The following is an 11,935-nucleotide window of genomic DNA, read 5'->3' as shown; positions in this document are numbered from 1 at the left end:
CACCTCCTCTCCCTCTTCGCACCCGATATCATCCGGATGCTCGTACTCGAAGGTGAGCCGATTTCCATCAAATCGTACCCCGTTATTCTCCTTGTGCGAGATCTCCTTCAGGAGATCTCCGTTCGTGTCGTAGTAATGCAAACAGGTGTAAGCCCCGGGCTTGTAAGGATCCCCCGGTGAGTTAGGGTCCGGGACTGCTGGGTCGTCGCCTACGCGGTCCACGGTCAAACTGGCATCGTAGGTCAAGGTCACCCTTACCCCACCGCTCGTCTCATCGAATTCACACCCGAAACTATTCGTCTATATCATCATTATCAGTATCCTCACGCGTCGGCTCAGGACGCGTCCCCGGCTGGTCGTCGGGCACGGCGGCGCAGTCCTCGGCCTGCACCGGCGCGGCCATGACCAAACCGAGCAGAACGGCACACAGGAGAAAGAAGCCACCCCACGCAGGGCGGCATCGTGAACTCAGAAGAAGAGTGATGTGATTGCCCCCCACATCCGAGCGAATACCACCTTTGGCGGTTCGCCACAGACTTTCACCAACATCCACCATCGGGACCCCGATAAGGTAGAATTGCCCGCACGATACTTGCCCGCTGAAATCGTGTCCATCCCCGTCAGATCAGAGGGGCGAATCCACGTTGCAAGACGACAATTTTGGCTACCGTCCCGCCAGCCCGGCACGCCCGCTAGTCGAACAAGATGGAAGCCAACTCAGGGATGGCCCGGACCGTATAGTCCGGCGTTGGGATGCCCCCGGGCAAGTCTGCCCCGGCGGCGTTGACCCAGGCCGTGTCAAGTCCGGCCCGCTTGGCGCCCAGGACATCGTCGTGCGGCGAGTCGCCCACAAACAGGGCGTCCCGGGCCGCGACCTGGAGCAGATCCAGGGTATCGGTGAAAATCTTGGGGTGGGGTTTCCGCCAGCCGTGGTCGTCCGAAATGACGATCTGGTGGAAGTACCGGGCAGCTCCGTCCCGGTCAACGATCAGCCGGGCAGTGGGTCCATGATCGAAATTCGAGACCAGGGCGACCGGATAGGCCGCGTGGACACGCTTCAGAAACCGGATATGGGCAGCCGGAATTTCGGTCGCCTGGGCCAACAGCCCCATATGGGTCAGCGACAGCTCCTGGGCCAGCTGCTGAGTCGCCTCACCGGACGGATAGCCGACCCGGACCAGAGCCGACTCAAAGCGCTGCCGGGACGGGATCTCGCGCAGGTCGCGGGCCCGACGCTCGGCAAATTCCCGATTGACCTCGGACAGAGCGGCAAAAAATTGCTCAAAAGGCGCCGCCGTCACCTTTTCCTCAATCATCGTCCGCAGCCCACCCATGGTCGACCGGGCGGTCTGTCCCTTCCAGGCGAACAGCGGCAAACGCTCGGCCTGAAACAGGGCGACCGTGCTGAACAGGTCAAACAAGACGGCTCGATACGACTTCACACCCGCCTCTGGCTAGTGTTGAGAGGGCAGCTTGCCGGAACGCTCGCCAATGGGGCGCCGACCGGCAAAGCCCTCGGACTGACGGTGAAAGTAGGCGACCTCTTTTTCGCCGTACTGCCAGCACAGGTAGATCTCTTCCTCACCCACCCGGGCCGGAAAATCGACCAGACCCAACTCCAAATCCTTGAACACGCAGCCGTGCTGCTCAATGTCCTGGACAGCCTGAGCCATGTTCTCAAACAGCGGGGCCAGGGCGGGCCGCAGGCGCAGCAGCTCGGGGGTCGTCAGGTCGGGCAGGGATTCCTCCTGGCGTTCGTAGAGCAGCCCGCCAATCTCCTCCCGAACCTGGATGCCGATGCGCTGCATCCGCTCCATGATGAGCTCGATGTGTGGCAATAAGGTGTTGGCCTCTTCGAGGCTGAACAGTTTGTCGTGTTTCATAACAGTGTTTCTAAGGTGAGCGACCCTATGCTTGTATCCAGTCTTTACCCCTTGTGCAAGCAGAGGCCATGTATTATGGTTTTTCCCAGGATGGTGCATACCAGCCCAGAATTGGAGGAGGCCTGATGGCAAACATTAGGATGCGTGCTGGCGAGGAACAAGAGGAACAAAAGGGGCAGGAGGGGCAAGAACACGGAGTCGTCAGCTTTGAAGAAGATCTCGGAGAGGTCGTTGTCCCGACCGAACTCCCCATTCTTCCCCTGCGTGGGGTAGTGATTTTTCCCTCCGCCGTTGTTCCCCTGCTGATCTCCCGGAGTTCCTCTCTCAAACTGGTCGAAGACTGTCGCAACACGGATAATCTCCTCGGCCTGGCCGCGCAAAAAAACCCTGAAGACGAGAATCCCGACGCCAGCGCCCTGTTTTCCCGGGGCAGTGCCGGACGGATTCTGAAACTGCTCAAATACCCCGACGGCAGCGTGCGCATTCTGGTCCAGGGACTGAAACGGATTGAAATCCGGGACTATCTGCAACACGAGCCATACCTGCGGGCCAGCGTGGCCCACCTGGACGATGTCGTCCCCCCGTCAGTCGATCTCGACGCGCGCCAAGCCCATCTCGTCAGCCAGTTTGCCAAGTTCGTGTCCCAGGTGCCCTACCTGCCGGACGAGTTGCAGGGCGTGGTCATGAACATCAAGGACCCCGGCCGGGCGGCCGACCTGGTCGGCTCCAACCTCAACATCTCGGTCGACGAAAAGCAGGACCTACTCAACACGCTCGATGTCAAAGCGCGCCTGGAAAAACTGTCAACGATCCTGAATCGGGAGGGCGAACTGGTCGAACTCGGGCAGAAGATTCAGTCTCAGGTCCAGAGCGAGTTGAACAAGAACCAGAAGGAATTTTATCTTCGCCAGCAGATGCGGGCGATCCAGAAAGAACTCGGCGAGGGCGACGCCAAGACCAACGAGATCGAGGATCTGCACAAGAAAATCGAAGAGGCCAAGATGCCCGAGGAGGCGCGCAAGGCTGCGGACAATGAGCTCGAACGGCTGCGCCTGATTCCTCCCGAATCGGCCGAGCACTCCATGGTCCGGACCTATCTCGAATGGCTGGTCAACCTGCCCTGGGCAGTCACCACGGACGACAATCTGGACATGATTCACGCCCGCCAGGTGCTGGACGAGGATCACTACGACCTGGAAAAGATCAAGGACCGCATTCTCGAATACCTGGCCGTGCGCAAGCTGCGCCAGGACCCCAAAGGACCGATCCTGTGTTTTGTCGGTCCGCCGGGTGTGGGCAAAACCTCGCTGGGGCGTTCCATCGCCCGGGCCATGGGTCGCAAGTTCATCCGCCTGTCGCTGGGCGGTGTGCGCGACGAGGCCGAGATTCGGGGCCACCGCCGGACCTATATCGGGTCGCTGCCGGGTCGGATTATTCAGTCGCTGCGGACCGCCGGATCAAACAATCCCCTGTTCATGCTCGACGAGATCGACAAGCTGGGTATGGATTTTCGGGGCGATCCGGCCTCGGCCCTGCTTGAAGTGCTCGACCCGGAACAGAACTTTTCGTTTGCCGACCACTATCTTGATGTGGCGTTTGACCTGTCCAAGGTCATGTTCATCACCACCGCCAACTATCTCGAGCCGGTGCCGCCGGCCCTGCGCGACCGCATGGAGATCATCGAGTTGGCCGGCTATACCGAAGAAGAGAAGCTGGAGATTGCCAAGCGCCATCTCATGCCCAAGCAGATCACCGAAAACGGCCTGACCACCGACCTGATTGAGTTTACCGACGAGGCGCTGTTCACAATCGCCAGGAGCTACACCCACGAGGCGGGCGTGCGCAACCTGGAGCGCGAGATCGGCAGCGTGTGCCGCAAAATCGCCCGGGCGGTGACAGAGGGACACACCGACAAGGCCACGATTTCCGCGGAAAAAGTGACCGAGCTGCTCGGTCCCGAAAAATTCTTCTCCGAGGTGTCCGAGCGCACCCAGGACCCGGGCGTCGCCATTGGCCTGGCCTGGACGCCGAACGGCGGCGATATCCTGTTCATCGAAGCCACCCGCATGACCGGTAAAAAGGGCCTGACCCTCACCGGCCAACTGGGCGAGGTAATGAAGGAGTCGGCCCAGGCCGCGCTGTCCTACATCCGATCCAAGGCCAACCGGCTGGGCGTGGCCCCGGACTTTTACGAGAACTGCGACCTGCACATCCATGTGCCGGCCGGCGCCATCCCCAAGGACGGACCCTCGGCCGGAATCACCATGGCCACCGCGCTGGCCTCCCTGCTGACCAACCGACCGGTCAATCCGCATCTCGCCATGACCGGCGAGATCACCCTGCGCGGCAAGGTCATGCCCATCGGCGGGGTCAAAGAGAAAACCCTGGCCGCGCGCAGGGCTGGGGTCAAAACGGTCATTCTACCCAAACGAAACGAAAAAGACCTTGAGGATGTGCCCCCCAACGTCCGCGAGGAAATGGAGTTTCGTTTTGTCGACAACATTGATGAGGTCTTAGACGTGGCCCTGTCCCGGCAGGCCATTCCGGTCGATACACCGGAGGCCAGCGTCCAGGCCCCGACCTCGTCCTGATCCGTGTCGGTGGAGCCCTGCTCCGCCGTGCCTCCCATATTTCCTGTGATCACCCCCGTCAAAAAAGCGGTGATTCCGGCCGCCGGGCTCGGCACCCGTCTGCTGCCGGTCACCAAGGTCTCGGCCAAGGAACTGCTGCCCGTCGTCGACCGACCGGCCAGCCAGTACGTGGTTGAAGAGGCCAGCGCCGCCGGCATTACCCATATCATCTTTGTGATCAGCCGCTCCAAAGACGACATCGGACGCTATTTTGCTCCTGACGCACGGCGGCTGGCCGACCGGGACACCGAGAACCGGCTGGCCGGTCTCAACGCCTTGCTCAGCCGCGTCAGTGTCAGCTGTGTGTACCAGGACGAGCCCCGCGGCCTGGGCCACGCCGTCTTATGCGCCCGGGAGGCCGTTGGCGATGAGCCCTGCCTCGTCATCCTGCCCGACGATCTGGGCCAGGCTGACCCACCGCTGAGCGCCCAGCTGCTCCAGGTCTATGAACGCACGGGCAAAGGCGTGCTGGCCCTGGAGCAGATCCCGCGCCAGCACATTCATCGCTACGGCGTCATTGCCGGCCGCCAGGAAGCGCCCCGGACGTATGCCATTTCAGACCTGGTTGAAAAACCTCCGCCCGGCACCGAGCCGTCCGATCTGGCCATTATCGGTCGCTATGTGCTGCCTCCCGAGATTTTTCCCATTCTGAGCCGGGTGCAAGCCGGGGCGGGCGGGGAGATCCAGCTGACGGACGGCCTGCGCGTGCTCCAGCAGCGTCACGGCCTGTACGGCTATGCCTTTACCGGGCGTCGGCACGACGTTGGCACACTGCCGGGTCTGCTCGAAACCACACTCCGGCTGGCCTACCACAAGCCCGAGCTGCGCGACCGGCTGCGCGCAGTCATGCAGGAACTCATGGATGAGCCGTAGATATCACTCGGAGGGACGTGACATGCGCTATTCTTGGACAGGACTGGCTCTTTTGCTGCTTCTGCCCCTGTTCTTGACACCCGCTTTCGGCCAGACTCCCGAAGACGGCTGGCAGGTCAGCCAGGACCAGCTGGACAACGGCCTGACAGTCTTAGTGCTCGAGGATCATCGGGCGCCGGTCGTCACCCTCCAGGTGTGGTACAAGGTCGGCTCGCGGAACGAGCGGCTGGGCATCACCGGCATCTCGCACCTGCTCGAACACCTCATGTTTCGCGGCACTCCGAAATACGGCGAGGGCGAGTTTACCCGCCTGGTCAAAACACGCGGCGGCAGCCTCAACGCTTTTACCAGCGCCGATCACACCGTCTACTTTGAGCGCTTCACCACCGCTCACCTGGACCTGATGCTCGAGCTTGAAGCCGACCGCATGGCCAATCTGAACCTCGACCAGACCGACCTTGAGGCCGAGCGTCAGATTGTGATGGAAGAACGCCGCCTGCGCACCAGCGATGACCCAGGCTCCGAGTTGTGGGAACAGGTCAGCACGACCGCGTATACCGCCCATCCCTACGCCTGGCCGGTCGTTGGCTGGCAACGCGACCTGGAGACCATCAGCCTGGATCAGGTCAAGCACTATCGACAGACCTATTATGCTCCCGGTAACGCCATCCTCGTCGTTGCCGGAGACATCAGCCGGCAGACCGTTCTGCCCAAAATCCACGCCACCTTCGGCGCGGTTCCGGCCGGTCCGTCCGCCCCCCCGGTTACCGCGCTTGAGCCGCCGCAGCGTGGCGAGCGTCGGATCGTGTTCAGACGCCCTGCCGCCCTGCCCGTGTATATTGCCGCCTACCACGTGCCCAACCTGCACGAACAGGACAGCCCGGCCCTGTCGGTCCTGTCTGTTATCCTGAGCAGCGGGCGGAGCGCACGCTTGCAGAAAACCCTGGTCGAAGAACAGGCGCTGGTTCTCAGCGCCAGCGCCGGGTATGACGAAACGGCAAAAGACGCCACCCTGTTCACCCTGTCGATGCGGGTCGCCCCGGGCAAAACCTGGCAGGCTGCGGAAACCGCGCTGTTTGAGCAGATTGAGCGGCTTCAAACACAGACGGTGAGCGACCACGAACTCGAGCGGGCCAAAAACCTGGTCGAGTCGCACTTCATCTATGGCCAGGATTCCCTGTTCTACCGGGCAATGCAGATCGGGCAGTACGCCTCGCTGGGCGATTGGCGGCTGGTGCAGCGCGTCGTGCCAAATCTGCGCGCCGTCACCGCTTCGGAAGTCCAGCGGGTCGCCCAGACCTATTTACGGGAAGACAACCGCACGGTGGGAGTGCTGATCCCTGAGGGTCCGCCCATCCGGGAGCGACCCAGCGGCGGCGTGGGCGACCGGATCGTCCACTAGGAGAGTGAGGGAGATACGCATGCATTTTTCCGCCCGCCTGTTGAAAAGAGGAAACGTGTCCTCTCAGCGTGCGAAAAGCTTGACCCGTTTTTGTGGTCTGCTCGCCGTCTTGGGCACTGTGGGCCTGCTGCCCGGTCCGGCCGCAGCCACGCCTCTGGCCACCCGGACCGTGCTGGACACTGGGGCCATCCTCCTGCTGGCCGAACGCCCCGGCGTGCCGATGGTGGTCATGAACATCACCCTCAAAACCGGCTCAACCGCCGATCCGACAGACAAAGCCGGCGTGGCCAACCTGACCGCGCTGCTGTTGACCCGCGGCACCCAACAGTACACCGCTCAGGCCCTGGCCGAAGCGCTCGACTTCCTGGGCACCTCGGTGTCGGTTTCGGCCGACTACGAAACAACGACCGTGCTGGTCACCAGCCTGACCAAGAACCTTGAGGCCTCGTTTGGCCTGCTGGCCGAGGTCTTGCTTCATCCGACCTTCCCGGCCGAGGAATTTGAGCGCAAGCGGACCGAAGTCCTGGGCAGCATCCGCAGTCAGGAAGACGACCCGGGCTGGGTGGCGAACAAGGCGTTTCAGGAGAAACTATACGCCAAGCACCCGTTTGGACGCCTGATCGACGGCGAGCCGGAAACCCTGGCCGCCCTCAGCCGGGCGGACATCGTCAGCTTCCACCACACCTACTACCGCCCCAATAACGCGATCATCGGGATTGCCGGAGACCTGACCCAAGCCCAGGCCCAGGAACTCCTGGCTCGTCACCTGGGCGGCTGGCAACCCGCCCCCCTGCCCCCGCTCACCTGGCCGGCCGATCCCGCCCCGGCTGCCGATCAAGTCCTCATCGACAGGCCGGTCAGTCAGGCCAATATCATCCTTGGCCATCCGGGTGTGGCCCGCCACAATCCGGATATCTACGCCATCCGGGTCATGAACTATATTCTCGGCGCGGGTGGCTTTGGCTCGCGTCTGAACGACCGCATTCGTGAGGATCTGGGCCTGGTCTACAGCGTGGGCAGCCGCTTCAGCAGCCGCAAACACGCCGGTCCCTTTCGGATCGTCCTGCAAACCAAAAACGCCAGCGCCACACAGGCCATTGAGGAGGCGGTTGGCATCATGCGGCGCTATATCGAAGAAGGGGCGACTGTCGCAGAATTCGACGCGGCCAAGGCCTATCTGGTCAACAGCTACCCGCTGGGACTGGTCTCCAACCGGCAGATTGCCAGCCTGCTGCCGGCCCTCGAATTCTACGAGCTGGGTCTCGACTATCCCGACCGCTATCCAGGCATTATTCAGGCCCTGAGCCTGGACCAGATCAAGGCGGTGGCCAAGAAATACCTGCACCCCGATAAACTCTTGCAGGTGGTCGTGGCCAATCTGGAACAGGCCGAGCTGACCCCGCCGCCCCCTGAGCCACCGGCAGAGGCGATGGCCGAACCGACCCGGCCCCGCGACCACCAATCCTAGCCGCCGTCTGTTCAGGCCATGCTGCCGATTGGGAAACTGCCGGTTGAGCTGCTCAAGACCTGCCTCAGCCACCGGGGCATGGCAGACCCGCGGGTTGTCGTCGGCCCCCGCTTTGGCGAGGACTGCGCGGTTATCGACATGGGCGAGCAGTATTTGCTGGTCAAGACCGATCCGGTCACCTTCACCACCGAGCGTCTCGGCTGGTACGCTGTCCATATCAACGCCAACGATATCGCCACCATGGGCGGCCGGCCGCAGTGGTTTCAGGCCTGTCTGTTGTTTCCCCCGGACACGGACCGGGAGACCGTCCGCGACGTGTTTCGCCAAATAGACGAGACCTGCCAAAGCCTCGGGGTGACCGTCAGCGGCGGTCACACCGAGGTGACCCGGGCGGTCAGTCAACCGGTTGTGGTCGGCACCATGTACGGAACGGTCGACAAGGCCAGTCTGGTCACCTCAGCCGGAGCCCGACCGGACGACCTGGTCGTCATGACCAAGACGGCCGGCCTGGAGGGCACCAGCATTCTGATTGCGGAAAAGGCCGATGAACTCCGCGCCGTACTTGGAGCGGCGCGCTGGCAGGAGACCCGCCGGCTGGCTCAGACACTCGCCATTTCCATTGTCACCGAAGCTGGCCTGGCCGCCCGGCACGGCGCCAGCGCCATGCACGACCCGACCGAGGGCGGCATCGCCATGGCGCTGTACGAGCTGGCCTCGGCCTCGGACCACGGCCTGCGGGTCGAGCTTGACGCGATTCCGGTGCTGCCGCTGACGCGGGATATTTGCGATTACTTTCAGATCAACCCGCTGGGCTTAATTAGTTCCGGGACTCTGCTGCTCACGATTCCGCCTCGGCGCTGGCCGGCACTGCGGGCCAGTCTTGAGGCCGAGGGCATCGCCGGCCAGGTGATTGGCTCGGTACGGGCCGAACCCGGCATCGCCGCGTTCGTCAATGGTAAGCCAACGGACTTTGTGTACAGTGAGACCGACGAGTTGGCGAAGCTCCTGTCGTGATGGTAAGCTTGGGAGACCAAGGAGGGACAGCCGATGATTCGTCCGAAAAAAGTTGGTCATGTGGTCTTGAAGGCTCGCAATATCGATCAGGTAGAACAGTTCTACACCCAAGTCATGGGCTTTGAGGTGGTCAACCGTCTCTCGCAGCCCCGTGGAGTGTTTTTCTCTTTGGGCGAGCAGCACCACGACCTGGCCGTGCTGGAGGTCCCGCCCGAGGCTGACGACCCCAAGGACAAGCAGGTCGGCCTCCACCACGTGGCCCTTCAGGTCGAAAACTTTGAGGCGCTCAAGGACTGCTACCGCACCCTGAAGCAGCACGACATTCCGATTGTCCGGGCGGTGGATCACGGCATTACCAAGAGCATCTACTTCTGCGACCCAGCCGGCAACAGGCTGGAGCTGTACTGTGATGTCGGCCCGGACGGCCTGGAGCGGTTTCGTCGTCAGGACAGCCAGTCAATGGCCTCCTTCCCGCCCCTAAACTTTGAAGACAACGAAGCGGCCGGCCAGCGTTCGTGAGCAGTATGGACAAGACCTGCACTGGGCTACTGGAGTCATGAACGTGGAACATTTTGACGTGTTGATTGTCGGGGCGGGGCTGTCCGGGATCGCTGCCGGCTATCATCTGTGGACGAGCTGCCCGGACCGGACCTACGCCATTCTTGAGCGACGCGACACAATCGGAGGGACCTGGGACCTCTTCCGCTATCCAGGCATTCGCTCGGACTCGGACATGTACACGCTCGGCTACTCGTTCCGCCCCTGGAGCGATCCCCAGGCCATTGCCGACGGACCGGCGATCCTGCGCTATGTGAATGAGACGGCCGCAGAGTACGGTATCATGGACAAGATCCGCTTCGGCCACCACGTCAAGCGCGCATCGTGGTCAACAACCGAGGCACGCTGGACGGTAGAGACCGAGCGGACCGATACGGCCGAACCCTGCCGCTTCACCTGCAACTTCCTCTTCATGTGCAGCGGCTACTATAACTACGACCAGGGGTATACGCCGGAGTTTGCCGGAACCGACACCTTCCGGGGGCAAATCGTCCATCCCCAGCACTGGACGGAAGACATCACCTATGCGGACAAGCGCGTAGTGGTGATCGGCAGCGGCGCGACCGCCGTGACCCTGGTGCCCGAGATGGCCAAGACCGCAGCACACGTCACCATGCTGCAACGTTCGCCGACCTACATTGTCGCCATGCCGTCGGAGGATCATCTGGCGAATCTGCTCCGACGTTTTCTGCCCAACAGCCTCGTCTACAGGCTGACCCGGTGGAGAAACGTGGTCCTGGGACTGGGCTTTTTCTGGTTCTGCCGGCGTTACCCGGAGCGAGCCAGGGCCTTTCTGCTGGGCCGTGTCCGCGCCACGCTCGGCCCCGACTACGACGTTGAGCAGCATTTCAGCCCCCACTACAACCCCTGGCAACAGCGCATGTGTCTGGCGCCGGACAACGATTTCTTTGCCGCGCTCAAGACCGACCGGGCCTCGGTCGTCACCGACCACATCGACCGCTTCACCGAGCGGGGTATTCGGCTGCGCTCGGGCGAAGAACTCGGGGCCGACCTGATCGTGACGGCCACGGGTCTCAATCTTCAGTTGCTCGGCGGTCTTGAGGTGACGGTCGACGGCGAGCGAACCGATTTCTCAAAGACTCTGACCTACAAGGGTCTGATGTTCAGCAATGTACCGAACATGGCCCTGGTCAGCGGCTACACCAACACGTCCTGGACGCTCAAGTGCGACCTCACCTGCGAGTACGTGTGTCGTCTGCTCAACCACATGCGGGCCAAGGGCTACGACCAGTGCCGCCCGCGCCCCCACGACCCGGATATCGAGCTTGAGCCTCTGCTGGATTTCACCTCGGGCTATATCCAGCGCGCGATTGACGCCTTTCCCAAGCAGACCTCACAAGTGCCCTGGAAAGCGTACCAGAACTATATGCGCGATGTCTGGTCGGTAGCCTACGGCTCGATTGAAGACGGTGCGCTGGAGTTCAGCCGGCTGCCGTCCGCGCCGCGCCAGGCTGTCGCTGCGGACATGCCGGCACAGGTGGCCGACTGAGCCAACAGCATACTCCCATATTGCAAGGACGCAGCTCAGGCCGAGATTGGGGTTCCCTCAACGGTCATGGTCGCCTCCTCGCGCGACTTGGGCTTGAGCTTAAAACTGATGGTCACATCGTAGTCCAGCTTTCGCATGTAGCGAAGCAACCGGTCTATGCTGAACTTCTCCAGTTTGCCCCGGACCAAGTTCGAGACACTTGATTGTGGCAAGCCAAGAAGCGTCCCGGCTTCCTCTTGGGTGAGGCCGCGTTTCTCAATCAGTTCCCCAATGCTCAAGGCGATTGTCGCTTTCACCAAACGCTCTTCAGGATTCGGCAGGTTCAGATCAGCGAAGACATTCCCGCTTGAAGGCGTGACTTTGATGGCTGCACTCATGGCTTTTTCCTTGGAGCGTAATGCTCCTGATAATGCTGCTCAGCAGCTTTCAGGCGTTGTCGCATCAGCGTAACATCCTGCTTTTTGGTCTGGATACCGCGCTTAGACTTCTTCTGAAACGTATGGAGGACATAGACCACACCCGCTAGAGTGGTTCACGATAGGTTGTAGCCATTGGAGCGGTCGTGTGATAGCAGCCGAGGGCGGAGGACCACAGGAT

11 protein-coding genes are annotated in these 11,935 nt (G+C 61.9%); 7 read left to right on the top strand and 4 right to left on the bottom strand.

Annotated elements, in window-relative coordinates; genetic code table 11:
* The 3 genes from J4F42_16930 to J4F42_16920 form a co-directional block, all read right to left on the bottom strand.
* A partial coding sequence (locus tag J4F42_16930) for a hypothetical protein (GenBank protein MCE2487202.1) occupies positions 1 to 246 on the bottom strand: 246 nt, incomplete at its 3' end.
* 446 nt (positions 247 to 692) lie between these two features.
* Positions 693 to 1,442 carry an HAD family hydrolase gene (locus tag J4F42_16925; GenBank protein ID MCE2487201.1) on the bottom strand — a complete coding sequence of 250 codons (750 nt, stop codon included), beginning with the start codon at positions 1,440 to 1,442 and terminating at the stop codon, positions 693 to 695.
* 12 nt (positions 1,443 to 1,454) lie between these two features.
* Positions 1,455 to 1,883 (bottom strand): DUF2203 domain-containing protein, encoded by a 429-nt coding sequence (locus J4F42_16920; protein ID MCE2487200.1) that lies wholly within the window; start codon positions 1,881 to 1,883, stop codon positions 1,455 to 1,457.
* Between the two features lie 140 nt (positions 1,884 to 2,023).
* Here J4F42_16920 and lon point away from each other — a divergent pair, with 140 nt between their 5' ends.
* The 7 genes from lon to J4F42_16885 are packed head-to-tail and all read left to right on the top strand — an operon-like array spanning position 2,024 to position 11,338.
* Complete coding sequence (gene lon / locus J4F42_16915; GenBank protein MCE2487199.1) at positions 2,024 to 4,474, top strand: endopeptidase La; 2,451 nt, start codon at positions 2,024 to 2,026, stop codon at positions 4,472 to 4,474.
* Positions 4,475 to 4,519: 45 nt separating this feature from the next.
* The gene (locus J4F42_16910; GenBank protein ID MCE2487198.1) at positions 4,520 to 5,386 is read left to right on the top strand and encodes a UTP--glucose-1-phosphate uridylyltransferase; all 867 of its coding nucleotides are present in this window, start codon (positions 4,520 to 4,522) and stop codon (positions 5,384 to 5,386) included.
* A gap of 22 nt (positions 5,387 to 5,408) precedes the next feature.
* On the top strand, positions 5,409 to 6,788 hold the full coding sequence (locus J4F42_16905; protein MCE2487197.1) for an insulinase family protein: 1,380 nt from the start codon (positions 5,409 to 5,411) through the stop codon (positions 6,786 to 6,788).
* Between the two features lie 55 nt (positions 6,789 to 6,843).
* Positions 6,844 to 8,256, top strand: a complete 1,413-nt coding sequence (locus tag J4F42_16900) for an insulinase family protein (protein ID MCE2487196.1) — start codon at positions 6,844 to 6,846, stop codon at positions 8,254 to 8,256.
* Between the two features lie 18 nt (positions 8,257 to 8,274).
* A complete protein-coding gene (locus J4F42_16895) occupies positions 8,275 to 9,270 on the top strand; it encodes an AIR synthase family protein (protein MCE2487195.1) in 996 nt (331 codons plus the stop codon).
* Positions 9,271 to 9,303: 33 nt separating this feature from the next.
* A complete protein-coding gene (locus J4F42_16890) occupies positions 9,304 to 9,789 on the top strand; it encodes a VOC family protein (protein MCE2487194.1) in 486 nt (161 codons plus the stop codon).
* Positions 9,790 to 9,826: 37 nt separating this feature from the next.
* On the top strand, positions 9,827 to 11,338 hold the full coding sequence (locus tag J4F42_16885; GenBank protein MCE2487193.1) for an NAD(P)/FAD-dependent oxidoreductase: 1,512 nt from the start codon (positions 9,827 to 9,829) through the stop codon (positions 11,336 to 11,338).
* A gap of 35 nt (positions 11,339 to 11,373) precedes the next feature.
* On the opposite strand, the gene J4F42_16880 is transcribed toward J4F42_16885, so the two are convergent.
* A complete protein-coding gene (locus J4F42_16880) occupies positions 11,374 to 11,715 on the bottom strand; it encodes an XRE family transcriptional regulator (GenBank protein ID MCE2487192.1) in 342 nt (113 codons plus the stop codon).
* Between the last annotated feature and the right edge of the window lie 220 nt (positions 11,716 to 11,935).

It is taken from the genome of Desulfurellaceae bacterium (assembly GCA_021296095.1).
Classification (GTDB): Bacteria; Desulfobacterota; Binatia; order Bin18; family Bin18; genus JAAXHF01.
The sequence above is the reverse complement of the archived record's forward strand: the minus strand, read 5'-3'. Positions and strand labels throughout refer to the sequence as shown.

Excerpts from the sequence above, each read along its gene's own strand:
- J4F42_16895 (MCE2487195.1), top strand. The coding sequence starts at position 8,275 with ATGCTGCCGATTGGGAAACTGCCGGTTGAGCTGCTCAAGACCTGCCTC.
- J4F42_16890 (MCE2487194.1), top strand. The coding sequence starts at position 9,304 with ATGATTCGTCCGAAAAAAGTTGGTCATGTGGTCTTGAAGGCTCGCAAT.
- J4F42_16885 (MCE2487193.1), top strand. The coding sequence starts at position 9,827 with ATGAACGTGGAACATTTTGACGTGTTGATTGTCGGGGCGGGGCTGTCC.
- J4F42_16920 (MCE2487200.1), bottom strand. The coding sequence starts at position 1,883 with ATGAAACACGACAAACTGTTCAGCCTCGAAGAGGCCAACACCTTATTG.
- J4F42_16880 (MCE2487192.1), bottom strand. The coding sequence starts at position 11,715 with ATGAGTGCAGCCATCAAAGTCACGCCTTCAAGCGGGAATGTCTTCGCT.
- J4F42_16905 (MCE2487197.1), top strand. The coding sequence starts at position 5,409 with ATGCGCTATTCTTGGACAGGACTGGCTCTTTTGCTGCTTCTGCCCCTG.
- lon (MCE2487199.1), top strand. The coding sequence starts at position 2,024 with ATGCGTGCTGGCGAGGAACAAGAGGAACAAAAGGGGCAGGAGGGGCAA.